Annotated in this window: 21 protein-coding genes and 1 pseudogene; 10 read left to right on the forward strand and 12 right to left on the reverse strand. The window is 59.7% G+C overall.

The window, feature by feature from the left end; genetic code table 11:
• Positions 1–28 precede the first annotated feature (28 nt).
• Both hisF and ACZZZ4_RS10520 read left to right on the forward strand, forming a co-directional pair.
• Complete coding sequence (gene hisF, locus ACZZZ4_RS10515; protein WP_463547766.1) at positions 29–799, forward strand: imidazole glycerol phosphate synthase subunit HisF; 771 nt, start codon at positions 29–31, stop codon at positions 797–799.
• A 73-nt stretch (positions 800–872) separates the two neighbouring features.
• Positions 873–1628, forward strand: a complete 756-nt coding sequence (locus ACZZZ4_RS10520; RefSeq protein ID WP_415763898.1) for a substrate-binding periplasmic protein — start codon at positions 873–875, stop codon at positions 1626–1628.
• Here ACZZZ4_RS10520 and ACZZZ4_RS10525 read toward each other — a convergent pair.
• The 5 genes and pseudogenes from ACZZZ4_RS10525 to gpmI all read right to left on the reverse strand — a co-directional run bounded on the left by ACZZZ4_RS10525 (position 1609) and on the right by gpmI (position 8301).
• Complete coding sequence (locus ACZZZ4_RS10525) at positions 1609–2985, reverse strand: Vps62-related protein (protein ID WP_463547767.1); 1377 nt, start codon at positions 2983–2985, stop codon at positions 1609–1611. The genes ACZZZ4_RS10520 and ACZZZ4_RS10525 overlap by 20 nt on opposite strands.
• A 120-nt stretch (positions 2986–3105) precedes the next feature.
• Positions 3106–3882, reverse strand: coding sequence for a divergent polysaccharide deacetylase family protein (locus ACZZZ4_RS10530; protein ID WP_463547768.1), 777 nt, complete (start codon positions 3880–3882; stop codon positions 3106–3108).
• 2 nt (positions 3883–3884) lie between these two features.
• Positions 3885–5204 carry a S41 family peptidase gene (locus ACZZZ4_RS10535; protein ID WP_039756590.1) on the reverse strand — a complete coding sequence of 440 codons (1320 nt, stop codon included), beginning with the start codon at positions 5202–5204 and terminating at the stop codon, positions 3885–3887.
• Positions 5205–5235: 31 nt separating this feature from the next.
• A pseudogene (locus tag ACZZZ4_RS10540) lies at positions 5236–6518 on the reverse strand (murein hydrolase activator EnvC family protein).
• Positions 6519–6771: 253 nt separating this feature from the next.
• The gene (gpmI, locus tag ACZZZ4_RS10545) at positions 6772–8301 is read right to left on the reverse strand and encodes a 2,3-bisphosphoglycerate-independent phosphoglycerate mutase (protein WP_463547769.1); all 1530 of its coding nucleotides are present in this window, start codon (positions 8299–8301) and stop codon (positions 6772–6774) included.
• Between the two features lie 153 nt (positions 8302–8454).
• Here gpmI and ACZZZ4_RS10550 point away from each other — a divergent pair, with 153 nt between their 5' ends.
• The 3 genes from ACZZZ4_RS10550 to secB are packed head-to-tail and all read left to right on the forward strand — an operon-like array spanning position 8455 to position 9667.
• Complete coding sequence (locus ACZZZ4_RS10550) at positions 8455–8868, forward strand: rhodanese-like domain-containing protein (RefSeq protein WP_016772116.1); 414 nt, start codon at positions 8455–8457, stop codon at positions 8866–8868.
• Position 8869: 1 nt separating this feature from the next.
• The gene (gene grxC, locus ACZZZ4_RS10555) at positions 8870–9124 is read left to right on the forward strand and encodes a glutaredoxin 3 (RefSeq protein WP_039756592.1); all 255 of its coding nucleotides are present in this window, start codon (positions 8870–8872) and stop codon (positions 9122–9124) included.
• Between the two features lie 57 nt (positions 9125–9181).
• On the forward strand, positions 9182–9667 hold the full coding sequence (gene secB / locus ACZZZ4_RS10560; protein ID WP_016772114.1) for a protein-export chaperone SecB: 486 nt from the start codon (positions 9182–9184) through the stop codon (positions 9665–9667).
• Positions 9668–9787: 120 nt separating this feature from the next.
• Here the strand turns inward: secB and ACZZZ4_RS10565 are convergent, their stop codons facing one another.
• Positions 9788–10243, reverse strand: coding sequence for a tRNA (cytidine(34)-2'-O)-methyltransferase (locus tag ACZZZ4_RS10565; protein WP_016772113.1), 456 nt, complete (start codon positions 10241–10243; stop codon positions 9788–9790).
• Here ACZZZ4_RS10565 and ACZZZ4_RS10570 point away from each other — a divergent pair.
• The gene (locus tag ACZZZ4_RS10570) at positions 10242–10682 is read left to right on the forward strand and encodes a hypothetical protein (protein WP_463547770.1); all 441 of its coding nucleotides are present in this window, start codon (positions 10242–10244) and stop codon (positions 10680–10682) included. The genes ACZZZ4_RS10565 and ACZZZ4_RS10570 overlap by 2 nt on opposite strands.
• A 181-nt stretch (positions 10683–10863) precedes the next feature.
• Positions 10864–12864, forward strand: coding sequence for a leucine-rich repeat domain-containing protein (locus ACZZZ4_RS10575; RefSeq protein WP_463547771.1), 2001 nt, complete (start codon positions 10864–10866; stop codon positions 12862–12864).
• 606 nt (positions 12865–13470) lie between these two features.
• Here ACZZZ4_RS10575 and ntrC read toward each other — a convergent pair.
• From ntrC to glnA, 5 genes are all read right to left on the reverse strand, one after another.
• Entirely contained in the window at positions 13471–14907 is a 1437-nt protein-coding gene (gene ntrC, locus ACZZZ4_RS10580) for a nitrogen regulation protein NR(I) (protein WP_039756597.1), read from the reverse strand.
• Entirely contained in the window at positions 14904–15989 is a 1086-nt protein-coding gene (glnL, locus tag ACZZZ4_RS10585) for a nitrogen regulation protein NR(II) (RefSeq protein ID WP_039756599.1), read from the reverse strand. Before glnL ends, ntrC begins: the two co-directional genes overlap by 4 nt.
• Positions 15990–16219: 230 nt before the next feature.
• On the reverse strand, positions 16220–16807 hold the full coding sequence (locus tag ACZZZ4_RS10590) for a DUF4124 domain-containing protein (protein ID WP_463549268.1): 588 nt from the start codon (positions 16805–16807) through the stop codon (positions 16220–16222).
• A gap of 32 nt (positions 16808–16839) precedes the next feature.
• The gene (locus ACZZZ4_RS10595; RefSeq protein WP_463547772.1) at positions 16840–17352 is read right to left on the reverse strand and encodes a DUF4124 domain-containing protein; all 513 of its coding nucleotides are present in this window, start codon (positions 17350–17352) and stop codon (positions 16840–16842) included.
• 284 nt (positions 17353–17636) lie between these two features.
• Positions 17637–19043 carry a type I glutamate--ammonia ligase gene (gene glnA / locus ACZZZ4_RS10600; protein ID WP_016772104.1) on the reverse strand — a complete coding sequence of 469 codons (1407 nt, stop codon included), beginning with the start codon at positions 19041–19043 and terminating at the stop codon, positions 17637–17639.
• A 326-nt stretch (positions 19044–19369) separates the two neighbouring features.
• Here glnA and thiI point away from each other — a divergent pair, with 326 nt between their 5' ends.
• Together thiI and typA are read left to right on the forward strand one after the other, a co-directional pair.
• Entirely contained in the window at positions 19370–20824 is a 1455-nt protein-coding gene (gene thiI / locus ACZZZ4_RS10605) for a tRNA uracil 4-sulfurtransferase ThiI (protein WP_024011233.1), read from the forward strand.
• Positions 20825–20963: 139 nt separating this feature from the next.
• Positions 20964–22784: a translational GTPase TypA gene (typA, locus tag ACZZZ4_RS10610; RefSeq protein WP_016772102.1), complete on the forward strand. Its 1821-nt coding sequence runs from the start codon at positions 20964–20966 to the stop codon at positions 22782–22784.
• A 214-nt stretch (positions 22785–22998) separates the two neighbouring features.
• On the opposite strand, the gene ACZZZ4_RS10615 is transcribed toward typA, so the two are convergent.
• Positions 22999–23436, reverse strand: a complete 438-nt coding sequence (locus ACZZZ4_RS10615) for a YkgJ family cysteine cluster protein (RefSeq protein ID WP_133337377.1) — start codon at positions 23434–23436, stop codon at positions 22999–23001.
• A 259-nt stretch (positions 23437–23695) separates the two neighbouring features.
• Between ACZZZ4_RS10615 and ACZZZ4_RS10620 the strand changes: the two genes are divergently transcribed.
• Positions 23696–26146 carry a glycogen/starch/alpha-glucan phosphorylase gene (locus ACZZZ4_RS10620; protein WP_463547773.1) on the forward strand — a complete coding sequence of 817 codons (2451 nt, stop codon included), beginning with the start codon at positions 23696–23698 and terminating at the stop codon, positions 26144–26146.
• Positions 26147–26186: the final 40 nt, after the last annotated feature.

Below are 26186 nucleotides of genomic sequence, written 5' to 3' on the forward strand. Positions count from 1 at the left end.
GAAGCTTCTTAATCGGAGATTAAGTCTTATGGCGTTAGCCAAGCGCATCATCCCTTGCCTGGACGTGGACAACGGCCGGGTCGTCAAAGGTGTGAAGTTCGAGAACATCCGCGACGCCGGTGACCCGGTGGAAATCGCCCGTCGCTACGACGAGCAGGGCGCCGACGAGATTACCTTTCTCGACATCACCGCCAGCGTCGATGGCCGTGACACCACGCTGCATACCGTCGAGCGCATGGCCAGCCAGGTGTTCATTCCGCTGACCGTCGGCGGTGGCGTGCGTACCGTGCAGGACATCCGCAATCTGCTCAATGCCGGCGCAGACAAGGTGTCGATCAACACCGCTGCGGTGTTCAACCCGGAGTTCGTTGGCGAAGCCGCGCAGCATTTCGGCTCGCAGTGCATCGTCGTCGCCATCGACGCCAAGAGAGTCTCCGGCCCCGGCGAAACCCCGCGCTGGGAAATCTTCACCCACGGCGGGCGCAAGCCGACCGGCCTCGACGCAGTCGAGTGGGCGAAGAAAATGGAAGGCCTCGGTGCTGGCGAAATCCTCCTGACCAGCATGGATCAGGACGGCATGAAAAACGGTTTCGACCTCGGCGTGACCCGCGCCATCAGTGATGCGCTGGGCATTCCGGTGATCGCTTCCGGTGGCGTCGGCAACCTGCAGCATCTGGCTGACGGCATTCTCGAAGGTCACGCCAGTGCGGTGCTGGCGGCGAGTATTTTCCACTTCGGCGAATACACCGTGCAGGAAGCCAAGGCCTACATGTCGCATCGCGGCATCATCATGCGCTAAAGCGTACAGGCCAGTGGACAGCATGGCGCGCCCAAGGCACTCTTGGGCACGCCATGGATTCCGGTAGCCCGACATGATCAAACGCCTGCTTGTTGTTCTCGCCAGCGCCTCATTGTTGTTGATCAGCAATGCTCGCGCCGAAAACGGTCCCGACACCGACCTGGTGCTGCTTACCGAAAACTTCCCGCCGTACAACATGGCGAAGAACGGCAAGAATTTCGCCCAGGGCGACAACATCAACGGCATTGCCACTGACATCGTTCGCGAGATGTTCCAGCGCGCCGGCCTCACTTACAGCCTGACCCTGCGTTTCCCCTGGGAGCGTGTCTACAAACTCGCCCTGGAAAATCCCGGTTACGGCGCCTTCGTCATGGCGCGCCTGCCCGATCGCGAAAGACTGTTCAAATGGGTCGGCCCGATCGGCCCGGATGACTGGATCCTGCTGGCCAAGGCTGACAGCAAGATCACCCTTGACACCCTCAACGACGCGCGCAAATACAAGATCGGCGCCTACAAGGGCGATGCGATTGCCGAGACACTCACCAAGCAAGGCCTCAAACCGGTGGTGGTGCTGCGCGATCAGGACAACGCTAAAAAGCTGCTCAATGGCCAGATCGATCTGTGGGCCACGGGTGATCCTGCCGGCCGTTATCTGGCACGGCAGGATGGCGTGACCGGTCTGAAGACCGTGCTGCGCTTCAACAGCGCCGAGTTGTACCTGGCGCTGAACAAGGATGTTTCCGATGACGTCGTCGCCAGGCTGCAGACCGCGCTGGATCAGATGCGCAAGGAAGGCGTGGTCGATGAAATCATGGCGCGCTATCTGTAACCACATCCAGACCAGGCGCTTGCAGCGCTTCTACGCTGGTGCTGTCGATGCCTGGCTCAGCGGGGATGGCCGTCTTCAGCGATGGACACGAGTCGACTGACTCGATGGTTTGTGGCGGGTATTGCGTCAGCAGAACGCTGGAGTCGTCGGTATAGCCGAAATCGACCGCCACTTGAGTACCGTCTTCCCTCACCAGTTCGTAATGGCTTTGCATCTGATAGACCGCTACGGCTGATTGCTTTGGCACCATGGCAATCACGACCTGCGGTCGCAGCTCGTGCCAGCCGTTGGAAGACGCTTCAGTGTGGGTCAGGGCCTTCGGCAGGCAAGCCGAGAATCTGGTCATGCGGATGTCGCTCAGAGGCGCGGATGGCCAGGCTTTTACAATTTCCATCGCGGTGAAGCTATGGAACATCCGCATCGTCACGGCGCTCTGCGCGCGCGGCGCAGTCCATTTTGTCGCGCGGTATGCGTCCGACTCATTGCGCTCATAACCGATGAGCACGTATTCGTCGGTCCTTTTGAGTGCGTAGTAAGGTGAGTTGCGAAACTGTTCACCGGGATGCGCATGATCTCTCACCGCGAACCAGGGCAGGCGGGCAACATGTGTGACCGTGGCGGGTTCGCTTTCGGCTGGCTTGGCATATCCACCGAGAACCGGAGCCTGCGGTGGTTCGCTCAGTTGCACAGGGATCTGCATGCGCAACGCGTACGCCGATGAAGGTGCCGCAGGCTTGCTGTAGCCCTGAATGCCGGCGAATGTGCCCGCTGCAAACAGGATATCGCCTGCTGCCGCAGTCGGCGGTTCGATGGCGTAGGCACTGAAACTCATTTTGGCGCCGCTACCTTTGTCATTCCAGATCAACTCGCCGAGGTTCGCCGCAACGACGAGGTCGACCCTGACGCAACGCACTGAGTTGAGCGAAGGTTTGCAATGATCGGTGGTGCAGACTTGCCCCAAGGCGACGTAACCGACAGGTGCCAAAGGGCGCCAGATCGACAGGCGCGCAACATTGGGCGCCCCGGTTTCTTTCCAGACCAGTTCAAAATCGACAGGGCGCGCCAGTGCCTTGCCTCTGGCGGTGTCTAGTCCTTTCAAATCCCTCTCGCAGACCACGGCCGCGACTACTTCGCCGTTGATATTGGCATCGCCGGGGATCAGCACGTCGCCCAGCGGGAAATAGCCCGGCAGTGCATCCGGAGCGGGGGCAGGGCGCCAGAAGGTGGCGGTTTTCGCTTTCGAGCCGTTGCTGCTCCAGACCCGATTGAACTCCATGGTGAAGTTGATCAGCAGGTTGTCCTGGATGATCGGTTCCATTTGCCGTGGCAGCGCGGCGATATTTTTTTCGATAGTCATGATGATTCCTGATAGTTGAAAGGCGACGCGCGAGGGCGTCGTGACCTGTTGCAGGTCGCACTATCGGAAACGGGGACGGTTATCGGGTGGTAACTATGTATGTGCCAGCGTCACAGGGTTTTACCGGTAAACGCCGTCCTTGCCATGCCCGGCCATGGCGCGATTGCTGCGCACGCTGATCATCTGCCGGATATCGATCCAGTCGATGCCCTGCGCTTTGAGCTTGGGTAATTCGCGCTCCAGCACCGCGAGGGTCTGCGGGTACGGATGGCCGATCATCACCGCTGAACCCTGTTTGTGCGCCAGGGCGATCGCGGTCTGCAACTGAGTGGCAATGGCCGCTTCGGTGCGCTCATCATCAAGAAACACGTCCCGGGAAACGCTGGCCAGGTCGATTTTCTGCGCCTGCTGCGCTGCGACGGTCTGCGCGCTGGTGCGGCTGTCGACAAAGAACTTGTGCCGACGCTGCAATTCGCCCATCAACCACGCCATCGCCGCCGGCTGGGCGGTCATGCGGCTGCCCATGTGATTGTTGATACCGGCAGTGAACGGTACTTTTTCGAACGCGGCATTCAGGCGTTTCTGCAGCTCTTCGATGGGCAGCTCGGGGTGCCAGGCGTAAGGCCCGGTGGCCGGGTCCATGGGCATGTGCAGGATGACGATCTTGCCGGCGCGATGGGCTTCGCGGGCAAACTCGGTGGCGTGGGGGGTATCAGGCATGATCGCTGCCGTGACCGGGCCGGGCAGGGCGAGCACGCGACGATCCCGGGGCAGGTTCTGCCCCAGGTCATCGATGATCAATGTCAGGTAGGCCTTGTGCGGCGTAGAGCTGGCGGGCTCTGCTTGGGCAAAACCCGCCAGACAGCACAACAGAACGCAGAGGGAACGCAGCAACATCCTCAGCGGCCGGAAGTGATGCTCAGGCCTTTGAGCAGGCTCAGGGCCTGGGCCAACTGGTAATCATCATCCTGCGGCATCGCTTTGGCCTTGCCGCCGGAACCGCTCGGTTTGTCGGCGCCGCCGTTGCCGTTGCCCAAGTGGCCTTGCAGATCGGCTTCCTTGAAGTATTCGCTGTCGGCTTCGTTGGTGATCTTCGCGCGGCGCACTTCGATGTCCGGCACGATGCCCTGGGCCTGGATCGAGCGGCCGTTCGGCGTGAAATACAGCGCGGTGGTGATCTTCAGCGCGCGGTCGTTGTTCAGCGGCAGCACGGTCTGCACCGAGCCCTTGCCGAAACTGGTGGTGCCCATGACCACGGCGCGTTTCTGGTCCTGCAGGGCGCCGGCGACGATTTCCGAAGCCGAGGCACTGCCGCCGTTGATCAGCACGACCATCGGCACCGCTTCGCTCTCGTCCTTGCCGGTGGCGGAGAAGCGCAATTCGGAGTTGGCAATGCGGCCCTTGGTGTAAACGATCAGACCTTTGGTGATGAAATGGTCGACCACTTCCACCGCCGATTGCAGCACGCCACCCGGGTTGTTGCGCAGGTCGAGAATGATGCCGTTGAGCTTCTTGCCGTTGTCCTTGCGCAGCTTGGCCAGCGCCTTGGAGACTTCTTCGCCGGTCTTGACCTGGAACTGGGTGATGCGGATATAGCCGTAGCCCGATTCGAGCAGCTGCGCTTTGACGCTCTTGACCTGAATCACTGCACGGGCCAGGGTCACGTCGAATGGCGTGCCACCATCGCGAACCAGGGTCAGGGTGATTTTCTGGCCGATCTTGCCGCGCATCTTGTCGACGGCTTCGGTCATGGTCTGGCCGCGGGTTGGCTGGCCGTTGATCTTGACGATGAAGTCGCCGGCCTGGATGCCAGCCTTCGAGGCCGGGGTGTCGTCGATCGGTGAGACAACCTTGATGAAGCCGTCTTCGGCGCCGACTTCGATGCCCAGGCCGCCGAACTCACCGCTGGTGCTTTCCTGCAGTTCGGTAAAGTCTTCCGGGCCGAGGTAGGCCGAATGCGGATCGAGGTTGCTGAGCATGCCCTTGATCGCGTTTTCCAGCAGGGTCTTGTCGTCCACAGGCTCGACGTACGCGGCTTTGATCCGGTCCATGACCTCGGCGAAGGTGCGCAGCTCTTCCAGCGGCAGCGGCGCCTTGGCGGTCGCGGCAGTGCCTGCCGGAGCGACAGTCGGGGCCGGTTGCGCGGCGAACGCCAGAGGCGCGCCGATCACCAGAGCGATCGTCAGGGCCAGCGAGGTAAGGCGGGACAAATGCAGCATGTCGAACGAACTCCTGAATTAGATGGTGCGCTTATCCTTGCGCACGACACCATTGCGCCGGATCACTCGGGTGACCCTGCTGACGAATTGCGAAATACAGCGCTGGCGTGTCCTGGCCGCCACTGTTACCTACAGTGGAAATCGACTCGCCAGCCTTGACCACATCACCCGCCGACTTGAGCAGCGTCTGGTTGTGACCGTAAAGACTCAGAAAACCGTTGCCGTGATCGAGGATCACCAGCAACCCGGCACCGCGCAGCCAATCGGCAAATACCACGCGCCCACCGTGTACGGCGTGCACCTGGCTGCCGGCGGAGGCGCTGATCATCACACCATCCCACTTGGTGCGGGCGTCGTCGCCACGGCTTTCACCGAAGCGTGCGAGTAATCGACCATCAACCGGCCACGGAAGTTTTCCCCGGGTTGCAGCAAAAGGCCCGCCAAAGGTTTCGCCGCTGCTCGATACCAGCGCGCCGGGGCTTGATCTGGCGGGTTTTCGTGGGGCGTCGCTGTTGTCAGCCTGCGCCTCACGCAAACGCTTTTTTCCGCTTCCTGCTGGGCGATCAGCGCTTTCTGCCGCGCTTCTTCTGCCTCACGAGCCTGGCGCGCCAGGGTTTCTTCGATGGTTTTAAGGACTTTAGACAGGTCTGCCTGATCCTGCTCGCGGGCGGCCAGCTTTTGATCGCGGGCTTTCACGTCGTCATTTAGCTTGGCGAGAACCTGCTGGCGTTCCTTGCGGACCTTCTCGAGTGCTTCGCGCTGAGTGTCGAGGTCGCTTTTCTGCACCAGCAACTGCGCCTGCTGCAGGCCAATGTCTTTTTCGACATTGGCCAGTTGGCGCAGGGTTTCGTTGAAGTTCTTCAACTGCTCCAGGCGGGCCTGGCTCAGGTAGTCGTAATAGGTGAGAGTGCGGGCAAATTTCTCGGGGTTCTGTTGATTGAGCAGCAGCTTGAGGTATTCCTGGCGACCGTTCTGGTAAGCCGCACGGGCCTGAATGGCGATCAGTCGCTGCTGTTCAGTGCGCGCGCTCTGGAGTTTTTTCTCTGCATCGAGCCGCTGCAGCTCGGATTCGCTTTTCTGCAATTCTTTCTGCAGCGCGTCGACCTGCTTCTGCAGCTTGCCCATCTCGGTCTCGGTGCCCTTGAGCTCTTTCTGCACGCCGGACTTTTCTTCCTGCAGCTTGCCCAAGAGTTTTTTCAGCTCGGCGATATCCTGGCGCGTGGCCTCCAACTGCTGTTGGGTTTGCGCGCGCTCGTCGGCGAAGGCCGGCTGGAGCAGACAGGTCAGAGCAAGGGCAATCAGGACGCGAAGCATAGGGGCGGGCGGCACCAGGGTAAGGGACGGCCTAGTATGCCCGCCCGAGGCTGCAAAAAAAACGCCCAATTGGGGCTGTGTGATAACTGGCTGGGGATACAGCTGAAAATAATCTTCGAAACCAGCACAAACCACTGTGGGAGCTGGCTTGCCAGCGATGGCGGCTGCACATTCAACATAAATGTTGGCTGTCAGATTGCTATCGCTGGCAAGCCAGCTCCCACAGGGTTTTGCGGTATTTTCCGGCTTCGGATCAGACCAGGATCGAAGTGCCAGTCATCTCCGCCGGTTTTTCCAGGCCCAGCAGCATCAGCATGGTCGGTGCCACGTCCGCCAGCACGCCGCCTTCGCGCACTTTCAGGTCGCGTTTGCCGACGTAGATGAACGGCACCGGCTCGGTGGTGTGCGCGGTATGCGCCTGACCGGTGGATTCGTCGGCCATTTGCTCGACGTTGCCGTGGTCGGCCGTGATCAGCGCTTCGCCACCGACCTTGTCCAGCGCCTCGACGATGCGACCGACGCAGATGTCCAGGCACTCGACCGCCTTCACCGCCGCGTCGAATACGCCGCTATGGCCGACCATGTCGCCGTTGGCGTAGTTGACCACGATCACGTCGTAGCGCTGGTTTTCGATGGCGTCGACGATGCGGTCGGTGACTTCCGGCGCGCTCATTTCCGGCTGCAGGTCATAGGTAGCGACTTTCGGCGACGGGATGAGGATGCGCTCTTCGCCCGGGAACGGTTCTTCGCGACCGCCGGAGAAGAAGAAGGTCACGTGGGCATACTTCTCGGTTTCAGCGATGCGCAGCTGGGTCTTGCCGTTTTTCGCCAGGTAATCACCGAGGACGTTTTCCAGGCTGCCGGCGGCGAAGGCCGACGGTGCCGGAATGCTTGCGGCGTACTGGGTCAGCATGACGAAACCGGCCAGTTTTGGCTGGCGGGCGCGCGCGAATTCCTTGAAATCGTCTTCGACGAACACGCGGGTCAGCTCGCGGGCGCGGTCGGCACGGAAGTTCATGAACACCACGGCGTCGCCGTCTTCGACTTTTACCGGCTCGCCGATGGAGGTGGCTTTGACGAATTCGTCGCTTTCGCCCCGGGCGTAGGCAGCTTCAAGACCTTCCTGAGCGGTGGCGGCGTTGAATTCGCCATTGCCGTCGACGATCAGGTTGTAGGCCTGGGCGACGCGATCCCAACGGTTGTCACGGTCCATGGCGAAATAGCGGCCGATGATGCTGGCGATCCGGCCTTTGCCCAAGGCCTGGAAAGTCGCGTCGAGCAGTTCGATCGACGAAGCAGCGCTTTTTGGCGGTGTGTCACGACCATCAAGGAAGGCGTGCAGGTAGATTTTTTCGGCGCCGCGCTTGAAGGCCAGTTCGGCCATGGCGATCAGGTGATCCTGGTGGCTGTGCACGCCGCCATCGGACAGCAGGCCCATGAAGTGCACGGCTTTGCCGGCGGCCACCGCTTTATCGACAGCGGCGCAGATGGTCGGGTTTTCGAAGAATTCGCCGTCGCGGATCGCTTTGGTCACGCGGGTGAAGTCCTGATACACCACGCGCCCGGCGCCAAGGTTCATATGGCCGACTTCGGAGTTGCCCATCTGCCCGTCCGGCAGGCCGACGTCCATGCCGCTGCCCGAAATCAAGCCGTTCGGCACCGTGGCCCACAGACGATCCAGCACAGGTTTCTTCGCCGCGAACACGGCATTGGATTCGGGGCTGTCGCTGTGACCGAAGCCGTCGAGAATCATCAGGACCAAAGGTTTGGGCGTAGTCGTCATGGAATCCACTCGTGGCTGATAAAGAAGAGGGCGATGGAAAACGGAGTTGGAGTTTAAAGCGAAGTTCCGACCGCGTCACCGCCGGACGGGGTTTGGCCGACCATAGTGGCTGTGTATACTGGCCGACATTTTAACGCCCTGGAACCTCCTTCGATGGTTGCTCACCTGATTGAATTTGCCACTAACCACTACATTCTTGTCGGTATCTTCGTCGTACTGCTGGCTCTGTTGCTGGCGCACACGATGCAGGGCGGCGGTAAAAGCCTGAGCACTGGCGAACTGACCGCACTGGTCAATAAAGATGCAGGCGTGGTGGTGGACATCCGTCCGGCCAAGGATTATGCCGCTGGCCACATCGTTGGCGCGGTGAACATCCCGCAAGACAAACTGGCTGCCCGCGTCGGCGAGCTGGAAAAGCACAAGGCCAAAACCATCATTCTGGTCGATGCCCTTGGCCAGACCGCCGGCACCCACGCCCGCGAGCTGATGAAATCCGGCTTCACCGCGGCCAAGCTGTCCGGCGGGATTTCCAGCTGGAAAGGCGACAACCTGCCGTTGGTGAAGTGATATGAGCGACGTCATCGTCTATTCCAGCGATTACTGCCCTTACTGCTCGCGCGCCAAGCATCTGCTCGCCAGCAAAGGCGTGGCCTTCGAAGAGATCAAGGTCGATGGCAAGCCGCAGCTGCGTGCCGAAATGACCAAAAAGGCCGGACGCACCTCCGTGCCGCAGATCTGGATCGGCGCAAAGCACATCGGTGGTTGTGATGATTTATACGCCCTGGAGCGCGCCGGCAAACTCGACGCGCTGCTCAAAGGCTGAATGGCTGCACCCACGTACAGCACTCCCTAAAAGACCCAAGATCGATAAGGATCTGAGATGACTGACCAACAGAACACTGCAGCCAGCGAAGAAGAAACCGCACCGCAATTTTCCTTGCAGCGCATCTATGTACGCGACCTGTCCTTCGAAGCCCCGAAAAGCCCGGCGATCTTCCGCCAGCAGTGGGACCCGGCGGTCGGTCTGGATCTGAACACTCGCCAGAAAGCGCTGGAAGGCGATTTCTACGAAGTGGTGCTGACCCTTTCCGTTACCGTGAAAAACGGTGAAGAAGTGGCCTTCATCGCTGAAGTGCAACAGGCCGGTATCTTCCTGATCAAGAACCTGGACGCGGCTTCGATGAGCCACACCCTGGGTGCGTTCTGCCCGAACATCCTGTTCCCGTATGCCCGTGAAACCCTGGACAGCCTGGTCACCCGTGGCTCGTTCCCGGCGCTGATGCTGGCCCCGGTGAACTTCGACGCCCTGTACGCGCAAGAGCTGCAGCGCATGCAGGAAAGCGGCGAGACCCCGACCGTTCAATAATGGTTCAGCCTCACCCGTGTGGGAGCGAGCCTGCTCGCGAAGAGGGCGTGTCAGAGACGGATCTGTCGACTGATGCACCGCATTCGCGAGCAGGCTCGCTCCCACATTTGTTTTGCGGCGTTACTTGAAGTCGTTCTGCCGCCACGCTTCGTACACGGCGACCGCCACGGTGTTGGACAGATTCAGGCTGCGGCAGCCTTCGCGCATCGGCAGGCGCAGGCGCTGTTCGGCGGGCAGGGCGTCGAGCACGTCCGCTGGCAGGCCACGGCTTTCCGGGCCGAACAGAAACGCATCGCCGGGCACGAATGCGGCATCATGAAACGGCCGTGAACCTTTGGTAGTGAAGGCGAATACCCGCGGGTTGCCCAGACTCTCAAGACAACTGGCCAGATCAGCGTGACGCTGCAGCGTGGCATATTCGTGGTAGTCGAGACCGGCGCGACGCAAGCGCTTGTCGTCCATCTCGAAACCCAGCGGCTCGATCAAATGCAGGTGGCAGCCACTATTGGCGCACAGCCTGATAACGTTGCCGGTGTTCGGCGGAATTTCTGGTTGAAAAAGGATGACGTGAAACATGCACGGCTCCGAAGGTAAAGACGAGCGGCATTCTACGCCGCCTGTGGACAACCGTTCGAAACTATTCCCGCGAGTGATCGGTTCGCTGGCCATCGTCGGAATGATGATCGGCCTGATGATCGGTCGACTGACCACGCCGGATCCGAGCGTGCTGGAGCGCGTCGAGGTCACCGACGGCGGTTTGGTGGTGTGGTTCAACAACGAGCCGAAGCTGCATGGCGAGATTATCGACGGCACCATCGCATTGCTGTTTCAGGCGCAAGGTCGGCCGCAAAAGGGCCAGCTCAAGCTCGACGGCAGGGATGTGAACTGGCGCACGCGCAAGAGTGACGGCGGGTTGTTGCTGACGGTGCTGGCGGCGCGGCCGTTGCAGGGTGACTGGGTCGGCAGCGAGGTCGATGACCGCTGGCGGCTGGAAGTTCGATTGCGAGAGCAATGATCTGAACTTCATCGTTACCTCCGACGTTTTTTAACGGCATTTCCCACCGCTGCCGTTGACCTTTCCCACCCCCAGCCACCGCAAGCGCGCGTTATCGTCCGCTCTCACGCTCAAACGGCAGGATGCCGACCACAAGCTGCCCTTGCGCACCTGCAGGGGAAGCTCTTCAAGGATGAAAAACATGCCGGTCAAACCACCCCGCGGCGGCAGTAGCCGCGTTGATATCGATACACCAGCCAGCCCTGCTCGACCGACGGACCTGGACACCGCATTGGTGGATTTACCAGGCCGTCGTGGCTTCGAGATGGGCGCTTCGCTCGATCCTTTGCTGCGCCCAGTTCCGTCATCCATTGGTGCCGATATCGAAGCCTTCTCGCCGTCGCATACCGTAGTGGTTCACGCGGCTCCCCTTGATGCACGACCGATTGCTCCGGACGTGTCGCTTGCTGCCTATGTCACTGACGGTCGCGCAATACGTGCGCCAGTCAACAATGAAGGTCTTCGGGTTATCAACAAACGCACATACGCTGACCTGCAAATCGGCGGCATGGCTATGGTTGCTGCTGATCCGCATACCGGACTGTACCGGGCCCGTCGACCAAGCGAGTTGCTACCTTCAGGTCCGGTGCTGCTGCGCGACGCCGCGAGCGGTCTCTGGCACCCTCGCCTGGTTGTTGAACAGGCGACCCGAGCTCAGGTGAAAAAATATCTGCCGGAAGCGACCGATCAGCAGGCTGACGACTTCATTGCTCTGATCGGCGACAAAGATATTGCAGACGTGGAGCTCAGGCGCGTTCAGATCGGGTTTTCCGAGTTGGACAGCAAGATCAGACTTCGGGAGCTCTCGGTCAATCAGTATTCTGACTCCTACACAGCAGTTAGTGCCGTGGGAGCCAAACTGCGGCGACTGTACAAGTGGTTGGGGGAGCCTGACGAACGGGTCTACAAAAATGAGCGGCTGACGGGTTTCAAACTGGAACTCGATCTCGATTCGTGGCCTGTTCGAGAGCTTCCATCACGTCAGTTCAGGTCCATTTCCGACCTCACGCTACGAGCGGGATGGGAGCCGGATGTACACATATTTCTGGCTCAATTTCCCAATGTTGAATCGCTGAAGATCGCGGCGCCACTCGGACCGCCTTCAATAAACCGGCTGTCGGGGCAGATTTATTTCCACCCGAGTGTTAACCCGCCTCTGGTTGCACAATTCAAAAAGCTTGCCGGGTTGCGAGAGCTCAATTTGGAAGAATGTGCGCTGAGGCCGGATTTTTCTGTGGCAGGGATGAACGAATTGCGTGTACTAAAGCTCGGCAGCTCATATGCAGGTCGAGATCTTTCTGCGTTGGTCGGTCAGCTGTCCGACTTGCGACGCTTACAGGTACTTGAGTTGCAGCGCAATGTATTGAGAGCCGCCCCCAATGTTTCCGACATGGCCGAGCTGCGATATCTCGATCTGACAGATACCGGCATATTCAAGCCGCCAGCCGGGCTTGATTCCGAGAGAGGGCCGAAGCATCTGGAAGTATTGAAGCTGGCTGACAACCCTCTGCACTTTGCGCCGTCAGTCAAGACACTGACCGCGTTGCGAGAACTGGATCTGTCCAATACCGGCCTGGAAAAATTCCCGGAAGGCATTACCCCGCAACTTCCAACGACAGTATTGGATCTTTCAAACAATCGGATCAAATCGATTCCCGAGTCCGTTGAGCTCAGAGCGGGATTTAATCTCAACGGCAACCCGATAAACGATCCGTCTTCTCTTCGACGTCTGATCCATGCCCGTATCAAGACTGGCAGCGATATTTGGCTCGCAGAGCAACATACTGATCGGTCGGCAGCGCTCTGGTTGCGAAATGTTCCGCAAGCGCAGGCGGCTGAAAAGGCCAGACTCTGGGATAGTTTCGAAGGTCCTTGGAGTACGCTGCTGAACGGTATACGCACGCTGAGTCGCACGCCCGAATTTCATGTTGAGCGCCCGCTTTTACAGCGTCGAGTCTGGCGGGTTCTGGAAAATTTCAGTCAGGCGGATGCGGTGGAGCGAGCGTGGCTGAGCACAATCGTCGAATTTGAATCAAGTCCTGGGAAAATGCTCGATTGGCTGGAAGCGGAAATACGAAAATATGACGGGGGGCGGCAGAACCCGCCGTTACATCACCGGCCCAAGCGCCCACGGCTTGAGTAATTCGTTGGGGCGCAGTGGCGGTGTAAAAGCGGGAATCCCTGACCTGCCTGTATCAGGGTTCCCAAAAGCGTGGGCTTCGCGTATCGCGTCGGCCCGGTATAAAGAGGGAACCCCCGGCCTGCCTGTACCAAGGATCCCAAAAGGTTGGGCTCGCCGCGTTGCGCTGTGAGCCCGATGTAAGAGGGGAATCCCCGGCCTGCCTGTACCAAGGTCCCCGAAACGGGTGGTGAAACGAATCACCTGTGATAGTTATTGCAGGCGGCGTGCCAGGTTTTAATCTGCTGAGACAAAAAACCGCTTTGGGAACGCGAAAGCCCCGGGACTCGGGGCTTTCGCGTTTTTGAATAAAGGGTTTGTCAGTGTTTTCAGGAGTGATTGTGGCGATACGGCTGTGCGCGATCGCGGGTCATTGTGCATTGATGCAGTGCACGTAGCCCTCACCCTGACCCTCTCCCAGAGGGAGAGGGGACTGACCGAGTTGCCCGGTCAAGCTACGCCGACTGAGATACCGAGCCGAACTCAGGCCTCGAAACCACCCGAGATCGGCTCCCTTCCCCCTCTCACTGGGTGAGGGGGATCGATCCTGTGCACGACAATCCTTAAGGGTTAACCCTCTTCCCCCTCCTCATCATCCCCACCATCAACCTTCATCCCCAATTCCTTGATCTTGCGCGTCAGGGTGTTCCGCCCCCAACCCAACAGAACGGCAGCATCTCGACGGCGCCCGGCGGTGTGCTTCAACGCCGTCTCGATCATGATCCGCTCGAACGCCGGCACCGCGCTGTCGAGCAGGCTCGACTGGCCACGGGCCAAAGCCTGATCGGCCCATTGGCGCAGGGCCTGTTCCCAGTTGGTCACTGGCGCCGAATCCTGCGGCAGGTTGAGCAGCTCTGGCGGCAGGTCACTGATGTGCACTTCACGGCCGGAGGCCATCACGGTGATCCAGCGGCAGGTGTTTTCCAGCTGGCGCACGTTGCCCGGCCACGGCAGGTTTTTCAGGTATTCCTCGGTCTCGCTTTTCAGCAGCTTCGGCTCCACCGCCAGTTCCTGCGCGGCGCGGCTGAGGAAATGCCGGGCCAGGGTCGGAATGTCTTCGCGACGATCCGACAGGCGCGGGATGTGGATGCGGATTACGTTGAGGCGGTGGAACAAGTCCTCACGGAATTTGCCGGCGTGGACAAGCGTTTCGAGATTCTGGTGGGTCGCGGCGATGATGCGTACATCGACCTTTACCGGCACATGGCCGCCGACGCGATAGAACTCGCCATCCGCCAGCACGCGCAACAGGCGGGTCTGGGTGTCCGCCGGCATGTCGCCGATTTCATCGAGAAACAACGTGCCGCCGTCGGCCTGTTCAAAACGACCGCGACGCAAATTCGCCGCACCGGTGAACGCGCCTTTCTCGTGGCCGAACAGTTCCGATTCCATCAGATCCTTGGGAATCGCCGCCATGTTCAATGCAATGAATGGCGAAGCCGCGCGTGGGCTGTGGCGGTGCAGGGCGTGGGCCACCAGCTCTTTACCGGTACCGGATTCGCCGTTGATCAGCACGGTGATGTTGGAGTGGCTCAGGCGCCCGATGGCGCGAAACACTTCCTGCATCGCCGGCGCTTCGCCGATGATTTCCGGCGTGCGGGTCAGGGCTGGCACAACTTCCAGGCCTTGCTGCTCCTGCGCATGTTGATTGGCCCGCTTGACCAGCGAAACGGCTTCGTCGACATCGAAAGGTTTGGGCAGATATTCGAACGCGCCGCCCTGATAGGAGGCGACAGCGCTGTCCAGGTCGGAGTGAGCGGTCATGATGATGACCGGCAGCCGTGGGTGCTGTTCGCGAATCCGCGCCAGCAGATCCAGACCACTGGCACCGGGCATGCGGATATCGGAAATGATCACGTCCGGCTGCTGCCGGGCCAGACGACTCATCACGCCGTCGGCGCTGTCGAAGCTCTGGGTGGTCATGCCTTCCTGTTGCAAGGCCTTTTCCAGGACCCAACGGATAGAACGGTCGTCATCGACGATCCACACGGTTTCACTACGGCTCATGTCGATGTGGCTCCTTGTTCCAGTGGCAGGAAGATCGAGAAGGTGGTGTGGCCTGGATGGCTCTCACACTCGATCAGGCCCTGGTGCTGACTGATGATGTTCTGAGTAATGGCCAGGCCCAGCCCGGTACCGTCCGGGCGACCGCTGACCATCGGAAAGAAAATGGTTTCCTGCAGTTCCGCCGGGATGCCCGGGCCGTTGTCGATGATCTCGATCTTGGTCACCAGACGATGGCGGATGTGGCCGATGGTGAACTGGCGCATGGCGCGGGTGCGCAGGCTGATGCGGCCCAGACGCAGCTCGTTCTGGCTGCTGATCGCCTGCATCGCGTTACGCACGATGTTCAGCACCGCCTGAATCATTTGTTCGCGGTCGATCAATACGTCGGGAATGCTCGGATCGTAATCGCGCACCAGAGTGATGCAGCCCTGGCTTTCGGCTTCCACCAGTTGGCAGACGCGTTCGAGGACTTCGTGAACGTTGCACATGGCCAGCGAGGGCAATTTGTTCGAGCCGAGCATGCGATCGACCAGATTACGCAGGCGATCGGCCTCTTCAATGATCACATTGGTGTAATCGCGCAGGCTTTCCTCCGGCAGCTCGCGCGCCAGCAGCTGCGCGGCACCACGGATGCCGCCGAGAGGATTCTTGATTTCGTGGGCGAGGCCGCGCACCAGCATTTTGCTGGTTTCCTGCTTGGACAGCTGCGCCTCTTCCTTGGTGATCCGCAGCAGGCGGTCACGCGGGTGCACTTCGAGCAAGAGCAAGGTCGCGCCGTTGCTCAGAATCGGCGTGACCGCGTAATCCACAGTCAGGGTCTGGCCGGTGAGGGCGGTGAGCATTGCTTCGCGCTTGGTGAACGGGTGCGCCTGCTCAACCGCCTGGCGCAGGGAATTGAGCGCCTCGGGAGACTCGGTGAACAGCTCACTGATGAACTGGCCATGGCTGCGCTGACCGCTGACGGCCAGCAACATTTCCGCCGCCGGGTTCATGTACTCCAGACGCAGTTCGGCGTCGAGCAGGATGGTCGCCGTGGTCAGGTTGTCGAGCAGCAAACGGTGAATAGCGTCGCTTATGGTCATCTGGACCCCTTTTGGAGCAAGGCGTGCGCGAGAACAAAGCGCTGATGTCGGGAAAATGCAAAAACCAAACCAAGGCTCCGAAAAGAAGCGCTTGAGCCCTGAAACAGGCGTTTGACGCGCGTTTGTATGGCACGAAGCCAGCTCAAACGGGAAGTTTCGAACCAAAATGGGTTGGGTTGTGGGCGAGATGCAGTTTAGTGCACCAATAGAGTGCGAATGCTTGGAAGACGTTAAAAGAAGCGCAGAAATGGATTTTTCGGTTCTTCAGGTTTGTCCTTGAGCGGGCATTCCGGGCGCACGCCATAGTCGTCGGCGACACAGGGTTTGACCTGACGTTTCTGCGCCAGGGAAATGCGCAGCATGTGGAACGGCTGATTGGCGGTGCGTTCCACGGTGCGCCCGTCGGCATCGAGGATTTCGATCGAAAGGCTGTGGCTGCCGCGATCAATGTTGCTCAGTGCAAATACCGGGCTGACGCCGGGCTCGCCAGTGGCCTTGCCATCCAGCAGCAGGCGATAACGATGGCCGCTTTGCAGGCCGGGCTCGCTGGTGACACTGACGATCAGCTCGCCGGCGCTGCTGCGCAGGGTGGCATCAGGCTCTGGGATCAGAATGCGCAGCATGTCGTAATGAAAGGGCGCTGGTTCGGCGGATTTTTTCGCCGTGGTGAGCGGCGCTGCGGTGTTGGCAGGGACCGCCATGCGATTGCTCGTCGCGATCGGCACTCGCTTGGCATTGGCGCGTGGCTGGTCGGTATAGACGCGGTTGCCCTGTGCGTCGATGTAGGTAAAGACCTCCGCCGAGGCGGACGTCGACATCAACACCAGGATGAGTGCCAGCCCCGCGCGAATCACGGCGTATGCACCCGTTGCACGGTGAAGACCGCTGGTGGGCTCTGCTGGATGACAGTCTGGCCATCGATCACTTGCACGGCCAGGCGATGCTCGCCGCGATCGATGTTGATCAATTGCAGAACCGGCACGTTGCTCGGCTGGCCATAAGGCTGGTCGTCGAGTAGCAGCCTTAATTGATGCGGCGGTTGCAGGCGCGGTTTGATCAGGACGTTGACCGTGAAGGTGCCGTTGTTGGCGCGCAGCGCCTCGTCAGTGGGCAGACCGGCGAGCTCGAGGACTTCATAGCCGTTGCGCGGTGGTTGCGGTTGTTCTGCGGTGGGTCCCTGCGGCGCACTCGGTGCTTGCGGCTCGACCCGGTTGAGGGGTGGCAACTCGAGCGGTTGCGCCTGTACGCCGTCCGGCGGCTGATTGCTGTAAGCCGTGTTGCCGTTGGCATCGGTGTACTTGTAGATCTGCGCGGCGGCGGGCAGGGCGATCAGCAGCAGGATGTAGAGAAGCGTGCGACCCATGAAATCGACCGGGGTTGGAAACGATGGGTAGCAGCATAGGACAGGTGGCGCTGTTGGCCCAACTGGCGACACATCCAGAGGTCATTCAAACACCACAAATCCCCTGTAGGAGTGAGCCTGCTCGCGATGGCGTCGTGTCGGTCGCCAATTTTTTCAATGACCCACCGCGATCGCGAGCAGGCTCACTCCTACAGGGTTCATCGTCGGGCTAAAAATCCAGGCAATAAAAAAGGCCTCCCGAAGGAGGCCTCTTTTGTCACGCCACTTTACGCAGCGCTACCGGATCAGCAGCTGTAGTACAGCTCATATTCCAGTGGGTGTACGAAGGTGCGAACCTTGATTTCTTCTTCCGATTTCAGCGCGATGTAGGCGTCGATGAAGTCGTCGGAGAACACGCCGCCCTTGGTCAGGAACGCGCGGCCCTTGTCCAGCTCTTCCAGGGCTTCTTTCAGGCTGCCGCAAACCTGCGGGATCTCTTTCGCCTCTTCAGGCGGCAGGTCGTACAGGTTTTTGTCGGCAGCATCGCCTGGGTGGATCTTGTTCTGGATACCGTCCAGACCGGCCATCAGCAGTGCTGCGAAGGCCAGGTACGGGTTGGCAGCCGGATCCGGGAAGCGTGCTTCGATACGGCGGGCTTTCGGGCTCGACACGTATGGAATACGGATCGAAGCGGAACGGTTGCGCGCCGAGTAGGCCAACATTACCGGAGCTTCGAAGCCTGGCACCAGACGCTTGTAGGAGTTGGTCGCCGGGTTGGTGAAGCCGTTCAGGGCCTTACCGTGTTTGATGATGCCGCCGATGAAGTACAGAGCGGTATCGGACAGGCCGGCATAGCCTTCACCAGCGAAAGTGTTCTTGCCGTCTTTCCAGATCGACATGTGTACGTGCATGCCCGAACCGTTGTCGCCGTACAGTGGCTTCGGCATGAAGGTCGCGGTGCGGCCGTAAGCGTCGGCAACGTTGTGCACGACGTATTTCAGGGTCTGAACTTCGTCGGCCTTCTTCACCAGGGTGTTGAACTTGACGCCGATTTCGTTCTGGCCGGCAGTTGCGACTTCGTGGTGGTGAACTTCAACCGACTGACCCATTTCTTCCAGTGCGTTGCACATGGCGGTACGGATTTCGTGGTCGTGATCGAACGGTGGAACCGGGAAGTAGCCGCCTTTCACGCCTGGACGGTGACCCTTGTTGCCGCCTTCGATGTCCTGGTCGGACATCCACGAACCTTGCTCGGAGTAGATCTTGAACATCGAGCCGGAGATGTCCGACTTGAATTTCACCGAGTCGAAGATGAAGAATTCTGGCTCTGGGCCGGCGAATACGGTGTCACCGATACCGGTGGCTTTCAGGTGCTCTTCGGCGCGCTTGGCGATCGCACGTGGGTCGCGATCGTAGCCTTGCATGCTCGAAGGCTCGATGATGTCGCAGACCAGAATCAGGGTTGGGTCTTCGGTGAACGGATCGAGCACGGCAGTTTCGTCGACCGGCATCAGGATCATGTCGGAGGCTTCGATGCCTTTCCAGCCGGAGATGGAGGAGCCGTCGAACATCTTGCCGACTTCGAAGAAGTCGTCATCCAGCGCATCGCGAGCCGGCATGGTCACGTGGTGCTGAGTGCCTTTGGTGTCCGTGAAGCGCAGATCAATCCACTTGACGTCATGATCTTTGATGAGTTGAACCGACTTCGACATAGTGTCCTCCGGGTGAATTAGGGCGGGTAGTGGATGCCCTTAATAATGGTGATGCCGGCGCGAATACTCTGCCAAGGCAACCTGCCTCACAAGGGAGCAAATTGCATGCCAGTGCCCCAGCATGGGTTTTTTGCCCCAAATTCACGCTTATTAAGGTGCGCGGGCAACTGAATCGACAAATCTCGCCCCGTAATGTTGCGTTTAATTCCAGAAATGACCTGTTTTGGTGCGCGCAAAACCTTCTGCACATTAACTGGTTAAACCTTGAGCAATTTCCGCTATAATCCGCGCCCCCTTTTTCGGCTGGCCGTTCGCGCGCTGTTTTCATGAAACTTATCGTAAAAGTCTTCCCCGAGATCACCATCAAAAGCCGACCTGTCCGGACGAAATTCATCCGCCAGTTGGCCAAGAACATCCGCACCGTGCTCCGTGACCTGGACCCGGCCGTGGTGGTGAACGGCGTGTGGGACAACCTCGAGCTGGAAACCCGCGTTACCGACCCCAAAGCCTTGAAAGAGATGGGCGAGCGCCTGACCTGCATGCCGGGCATCGCGCACTTTCTGCAGATCGACGAGTACCCGCTGGGTGACTTCGACGACATCACCGAGAAGTGCAAACAGCACTACGGCGATGCGCTGGCCGGGAAGATTTTCTCGGTACGCTGCAAGCGTGCAGGCAAGCATGCGTTCAGCTCGATGGACGTGGAAAAATATGTCGGCAGCAAGCTGCGTCGCGAGTGCGGTGCGGCCGGAATCGACCTCAAAGCGCCGCAAATCGAAGTCCGTATCGAAGTTCGCGACAAACGGTTGTTCGTGATCCACAGCCAGCACAACGGCATCGGCGGCTATCCGCTCGGCGCGTTGGAGCAGACGCTGGTGTTGATGTCCGGCGGCTTCGATTCGACCGTGGCGGCTTACCAGATCATGCGTCGCGGCCTGATGGCGCACTTCTGCTTCTTCAATCTCGGCGGGCGTGCCCACGAATTGGGCGTGATGGAAGTCGCGCACTTCATCTGGAAGAAGTACGGCAGCTCGCAACGCGTGCTATTTGTCAGTGTGCCGTTCGAGGAAGTGCTGGGCGAAATTCTCGGCAAAGTCGATAACAGTCATATGGGCGTGGTTTTGAAGCGTATGATGTTGCGCGCCTCGTCCGAGATCGCCGAACGCTTGCACATCGATGCGCTGGTGACCGGTGAAGCGATCTCCCAGGTGTCGAGCCAGACGCTGCCGAACCTGTCGGTGATCGACTGCGTGACCGACAAACTGGTGCTGCGCCCGCTGATCGTCGCGCACAAGCAGGACATCATCGACACCGCCAACGAGATCGGTACCGCCGATTTTGCCCGGCACATGCCGGAATATTGCGGCGTGATTTCGGTCAACCCCAAGACCGCCGCCAAACGTGGCCGGGTTGAGCACGAAGAGAAAGAATTCGACATGGCGGTACTCGAGCGCGCGCTCGCCAACGCCAAACTGGTGCCGATCGATCGGGTAATCGACGAATTGGGCCAGGATTTGCAGATTGAAGAAGTCAGCGAAGCGCTGGCCGGTCAGATCGTGATCGACATCCGTCACCCGGATGCCGCCGAGGATGACCCGCTGGAACTCGCCGGCATAGAGGTACAGACGATGCCGTTCTATGCAGTGAACGCACGTTTCAAGGAACTGGACCCTACTCGCCAGTACCTGCTGTATTGCGACAAAGGCGTGATGAGTCGCCTGCATGCCCACCATTTGCTCAGTGAGGGGCATGCCAATGTGCGCGTTTATCGACCGAGCTAAGTGCCCGGGGCTGTTTGCCTGTGGCCTGCGTCACCGGCCCCCCGACACCGCCGTCAAGCTGTAACGGCCATGCCGGACACTACTGCTAATCGCTGCCATGACTTGTCAGCAAACCGAATCCTCTGATCGAGATACACAAGTGATCGAAAATCTACGCAACATCGCCATCATTGCCCACGTTGACCACGGTAAAACCACCCTGGTAGACAAACTCCTGCGTCAATCCGGCACCCTGGAGCGCAACGAGCTCAACGACGAGCGCGTGATGGACTCCAACGACCAGGAAAAAGAGCGCGGTATTACCATTCTGGCGAAGAACACCGCCATCAACTGGAACGGCTACCACATCAACATCGTGGACACCCCGGGCCACGCCGACTTCGGCGGCGAAGTTGAACGCGTAATGTCGATGGTCGACTCTGTTCTGCTGCTGGTTGACGCTCAAGACGGCCCTATGCCGCAAACCCGTTTCGTGACCAAGAAGGCTTTCGAAGCCGGCCTGCGTCCGATCGTGGTAATCAACAAGGTTGACCGTCCAGGCGCGCGTCCGGACTGGGTTCTGGACCAGATCTTCGACCTGTTCGACAACCTCGGTGCGACCGAAGAACAGCTGGACTTCCAGGTTGTTTATGCTTCGGCCCTGAACGGTATTGCCGGTCTGGACCACACCGCCATGGCGGAAGACATGACTCCGCTGTACCAGGCGGTAGTCGACCACGTTCCGCCTCCGGCCGTTGACCGTGACGGTCCGTTCCAGATGCAGATCTCCGCTCTGGATTACAACAGCTTCCTGGGTGTTATCGGTGTTGGCCGTATCGCTCGCGGTCGCGTCAAGCCGAACACTCCGGTTGTCGCTATCAGCGCCGACGGCAAGCGCCGCAACGGTCGTATCCTGAAGCTGATGGGTCACCACGGTCTGCACCGCATTGACGTTGACGAAGCAGCAGCCGGCGACATCGTCTGCATCAGCGGCTTCGACGAGCTGTTCATCTCCGACACTCTGTGCGACATCAACACCGTCGAGGCGATGAAGCCGCTGACCGTTGACGAGCCAACCGTTTCCATGACCTTCCAGGTAAACGACTCGCCATTCTGCGGTAAAGAAGGCAAGTTCGTGACCTCCCGTAACATCAAGGATCGTCTGGACAAAGAGCTGCTGTACAACGTTGCACTGCGCGTTGAAGAAGGCGACTCGGCTGACAAGTTCAAGGTTTCCGGCCGTGGTGAGCTGCACCTCTCGGTACTGATCGAAACCATGCGTCGCGAAGGCTTCGAGCTGGCCCTGGGCCGTCCTGAAGTGATCATCCGTGAAGTTGACGGCGTGAAGCAGGAACCGTTCGAAAACGTGACCATCGACATCCCTGAAGAATCCCAGGGCAAGGTCATGGAAGAGATGGGCCTGCGTAAGGGCGACCTGAGCAACATGGTGCCGGATGGCAAGGGCCGTGTTCGCCTGGAATACAACATCCCTGCTCGCGGTCTGATCGGTTTCCGTAACCAGTTCCTGACCCTGACCAACGGTGCTGGCATCCTGACCTCCATCTTCGACCGTTACGCTCCAGTGAAGTCGGGCCACATGTCCGGCCGTCAGAACGGCGTTCTGGTTTCGGTTGAAACCGGCAAGGCTCTGACCTACTCGCTGGAAACCCTGCAGGCTCGTGGCAAGCTGTTCGTAGAACACGGCCAGGAGATCTACAACGGTCAGATCGTTGGTCAGAACAGCCGTGACAACGACTTGGGTGTGAACCCAACCAAAGGCAAGAAGCTCGACAACATGCGTGCTTCGGGTAAAGACGAGACCATCGCTCTGGTCCCACCTGTTCGCTTCACCCTGGAACAGGCTCTGGAATACATCCAGGAAGACGAGCTGTGCGAAGTCACGCCTAAGTCGATCCGTCTTCGCAAGAAGATCCTCGACGAAAGCGAGCGTACCCGCGCTGCCAAGAAAGCCAAGGCGTAATTCAGCCCTGGAATAGAAAACGCCCCCGGTCGCGAGACCGGGGGCGTTTTTGTTTGTCTGGGGTTTAAACGATATTTTTGCTGGCCCCATCGCTGGCAAGCCAGCTCCCACGGGGTTTTGGGTCGTATATAAAATATGTGTTCGACCACAATCATTGTGGGAGCTGGCTTGCCAGCGATGGCGGCCGGTCAGCCGCTGAAAATCTCAAGACCGATCAGAACTTCTCGATCGCGCGGAAATTCTGCACGCGCTCGACTTCCTTTGGCTTGTATGCGCAATACCCAGGCCGCGGGCCGATTTTCGGGTGGTTGCGGCAGGTGTCCGGGCGCTTGTCATAAATGGTGCACAGGCGGGTTTTACGATCCAGGTAATAGCAGTCGTTGTTGCTCATGCGCTGAAGGGTGAAGATTCCCGACTTCTGATTGAAGCGCTCGACCAGACCTTCCTTTTGCAGACGCTTGGCGATGTTCTTCGGCGGATCGCCCAATTCGAACTCATCGACCACACCAATGCGTACCAGATCCTTGATCTTGACCTCGACCGGCAGCGTGCAGCAGCTGGACATGCACGAGCCGCACATCGGCGCCGAGTATTTGGCCCACGTATCGAGACGGTCAATCTCGGCGGCGGCGATCAGGTTGGGCTTCATCATCGGGAGTTACCAGGCGTGTATGCATCAGGGCGCGCGATCATACCGGGAGTGGTGGAATTTTGAACAACCTTTCGCCGGATATTTTCGCAGCCGCCGCATTTTGCCCGACAGGACGGCACGGCCCCTGCATTCATTGGCTCATCCGCCAAGGTTATGTCGCACTGGCGCACAGTCCGCGCAAATACTGCCGAACCAGAGCCATTACCGCCGGTCAGACCGTCTAGGCTCAGAAAATTCCCGCTCGCTCGAGGTCCTGTTGATGACTCAAGAACCACTAGTTCGCGAAGCAGAGGTGGCCGCATTCCGCGACGCCGTCCTGACCAAACTCACCTACGCCGTGGGCAAAGACCCCGATCACGCCTTCGACCATGACTGGTTCGAAGCCATCGCCCTGGCTGCGCGTGATCACATGGTCGAGCACTGGATGGACCACACCCGGCAGATCTATCGCAAAGGCCAGAAGCGGGTGTATTACCTCTCGCTGGAGTTTCTCATCGGCCGTTTGCTCTATGACAGCCTGAGCAACCTCGGTCTGCTCGACGTGGCCCGTGAAGCGTTGACCGAACTGGGCGTGGATCTTGAGCGCATCCGCCTGCTGGAGCCCGACGCGGCGCTCGGCAACGGCGGCCTCGGACGTCTCGCGGCGTGCTTCATGGAAAGCATGTCGACCCTCGGCATCGCCGGCCATGGCTACGGCATTCGTTATGAGCACGGCTTGTTCCGTCAGGCGATTGTCGATGGCTGGCAGCAGGAGCAAACCGAGCACTGGCTGGATTTCGGCAACCCGTGGGAATTCGAGCGGCCGGAAGTGGTGTACCCGATCGGCTTCGGCGGCAGCGTCGAAACCGTCACCGATGCCTCGGGCAAGACTCGTCAGGTCTGGTCGCCGGCGGAAACCGTGCGGGCGATTGCCTACGACACGCCGGTGGTCGGCTGGCGCGGGGCGAGCGTCAATACTTTGCGCCTGTGGCGTGCCCGCGCCATGGAAGACCTGCATCTGGAGCGCTTCAACGCCGGTGACCACCTGGGCGCCGTGGCGGAAGTGGCCCGCGCTGAAAGTATCTCCCGCGTCCTTTATCCGGCCGACAGTACCGAAGCCGGGCAAGAGCTGCGCCTGCGTCAGGAATACTTCTTTGTCGCCGCCTCGCTGCAGGATCTGCTGCGCCGTCACCGCAACATGCACACCTCGGTGCTGACCCTCGGTGATCACGCGGCGATCCAACTCAACGACACTCACCCGTCAATCGCCGTGGCCGAACTGATGCGCCAACTCGTCGACGTCTACGACGTCGCATGGGACGCGGCATGGCAAGTCACCGTCGATACGTTGTCGTACACCAACCACACGCTGCTGCCGGAAGCGCTGGAAACCTGGCCGGTGGGGCTGATGGAACGCATGCTGCCCCGGCACATGCAGATCATTTACCTGATCAACGCGCAGCACATCGACTCGTTGCGGGCCAAGGGCATCCACGACTTCGACGTGCTACGTGCAGTGTCGCTGATCGAAGAAGACAACGGCCGCCGGGTGCGTATGGGCAACCTCGCGTTCCTCGGTTCGCACAGCGTCAACGGCGTGTCCGGTCTGCATACGCAACTGATGCGCAAAACCGTATTCGCCGAACTGCACAAGCTCTACCCGGAACGAATCAACAACAAAACCAACGGCATCACCTTCCGCCGCTGGTTGTATCAGGCCAACCCGGAACTGACCTCAATGCTGGTCGATGCCCTTGGCCCGGACGTGCTCGACCATCCCGAAGAACGCCTGCTCGAGCTCGAGCCGTTCGCTGAGAAAACTGCGTTCCGCAAGGCCTTCGCCGAGCAGCGTTTGCACAGCAAAAAGGCGCTGGCCTATCTGATTCACGAGCGCCTGGGGATTGCGGTCAACCCGGCGGCGATGTTCGACGTGCAGGTCAAGCGCATCCACGAATACAAACGCCAGTTGCTCAACCTGCTGCACACCGTGGCGTTGTACCAAGCGATTCGTGCCGAGCCGGAAGTCGACTGGGTGTCACGGGTGAAGATCTTCGCCGGTAAAGCGGCGGCGAGTTATCACCAGGCCAAGCTGATCATCAAGCTGACCAACGACATCGCTCGGGTGGTGAACAACGACCCGACCGTGCGCGGCCTGCTGAAAGTGGTGTTTCTGCCCAACTACAACGTCAGCCTGGCCGAGAGCATCATCCCGGCGGCAGACCTGTCCGAGCAGATTTCCACTGCCGGTTTCGAGGCGTCGGGTACCAGCAACATGAAGTTCGGCCTCAACGGCGCGCTGACCATCGGCACCCTCGACGGTGCCAACGTGGAAATGTGCGAGCGCATCGGTGCCGAGCACATGTTCATCTTCGGTCTCAGTGCGCAACAGGTTGAAGCGCGCAAGCAGAACCACGAGTTCAGTGCCGTACCCGACATCGCCGCCTCCCATCGTTTGAACGATGTGCTGCAAGCGATTCGCAGCGGTGTGTTCTCGCCGGACGATACCTCGCGTTACACCGGGTTGATCGACTCGCTGATCGACTATGACCGCTTCCTGGTCTGCGCCGACTTCGACTCCTACTGGGAAGCGCAGAAGCGTGTTGATGCGCACTGGCATGATTCGCAGAACTGGTGGCGTTCGGCGGTGCTCAACACCTCGCGGATGGGCTGGTTCTCTTCCGACCGGACGATTCGCGAGTACGCCACGGATATCTGGAAAGCACTGGAGTAACTTTCCGCGACAAATCTGCGCAAGGCCCAACGTTTGTTGG

The organism is Pseudomonas sp. AC252, from assembly GCF_979258105.1.

Bases quoted from the DNA above. Each gene is read 5' to 3' on its own strand.
- ACZZZ4_RS10530 (WP_463547768.1), bottom strand. From the start codon at position 3,882: ATGTTGCTGCGTTCCCTCTGCGTTCTGTTGTGCTGTCTGGCGGGTTTT.
- ACZZZ4_RS10620 (WP_463547773.1), top strand. From the start codon at position 23,696: ATGACTCAAGAACCACTAGTTCGCGAAGCAGAGGTGGCCGCATTCCGC.
- ACZZZ4_RS10595 (WP_463547772.1), bottom strand. From the start codon at position 17,352: ATGGGTCGCACGCTTCTCTACATCCTGCTGCTGATCGCCCTGCCCGCC.
- ACZZZ4_RS10520 (WP_415763898.1), top strand. From the start codon at position 873: ATGATCAAACGCCTGCTTGTTGTTCTCGCCAGCGCCTCATTGTTGTTG.
- ACZZZ4_RS10575 (WP_463547771.1), top strand. From the start codon at position 10,864: ATGCCGGTCAAACCACCCCGCGGCGGCAGTAGCCGCGTTGATATCGAT.
- hisF (WP_463547766.1), top strand. From the start codon at position 29: ATGGCGTTAGCCAAGCGCATCATCCCTTGCCTGGACGTGGACAACGGC.
- glnL (WP_039756599.1), bottom strand. From the start codon at position 15,989: ATGACCATAAGCGACGCTATTCACCGTTTGCTGCTCGACAACCTGACC.
- glnA (WP_016772104.1), bottom strand. From the start codon at position 19,043: ATGTCGAAGTCGGTTCAACTCATCAAAGATCATGACGTCAAGTGGATT.
- secB (WP_016772114.1), top strand. From the start codon at position 9,182: ATGACTGACCAACAGAACACTGCAGCCAGCGAAGAAGAAACCGCACCG.
- ACZZZ4_RS10570 (WP_463547770.1), top strand. From the start codon at position 10,242: ATGCACGGCTCCGAAGGTAAAGACGAGCGGCATTCTACGCCGCCTGTG.
- grxC (WP_039756592.1), top strand. From the start codon at position 8,870: ATGAGCGACGTCATCGTCTATTCCAGCGATTACTGCCCTTACTGCTCG.
- ACZZZ4_RS10525 (WP_463547767.1), bottom strand. From the start codon at position 2,985: ATGACTATCGAAAAAAATATCGCCGCGCTGCCACGGCAAATGGAACCG.
- thiI (WP_024011233.1), top strand. From the start codon at position 19,370: ATGAAACTTATCGTAAAAGTCTTCCCCGAGATCACCATCAAAAGCCGA.
- ntrC (WP_039756597.1), bottom strand. From the start codon at position 14,907: ATGAGCCGTAGTGAAACCGTGTGGATCGTCGATGACGACCGTTCTATC.
- ACZZZ4_RS10590 (WP_463549268.1), bottom strand. From the start codon at position 16,807: ATGTCGACGTCCGCCTCGGCGGAGGTCTTTACCTACATCGACGCACAG.
- ACZZZ4_RS10615 (WP_133337377.1), bottom strand. From the start codon at position 23,436: ATGATGAAGCCCAACCTGATCGCCGCCGCCGAGATTGACCGTCTCGAT.
- gpmI (WP_463547769.1), bottom strand. From the start codon at position 8,301: ATGACGACTACGCCCAAACCTTTGGTCCTGATGATTCTCGACGGCTTC.
- ACZZZ4_RS10565 (WP_016772113.1), bottom strand. From the start codon at position 10,243: ATGTTTCACGTCATCCTTTTTCAACCAGAAATTCCGCCGAACACCGGC.
- ACZZZ4_RS10535 (WP_039756590.1), bottom strand. From the start codon at position 5,204: ATGCTGCATTTGTCCCGCCTTACCTCGCTGGCCCTGACGATCGCTCTG.
- ACZZZ4_RS10550 (WP_016772116.1), top strand. From the start codon at position 8,455: ATGGTTGCTCACCTGATTGAATTTGCCACTAACCACTACATTCTTGTC.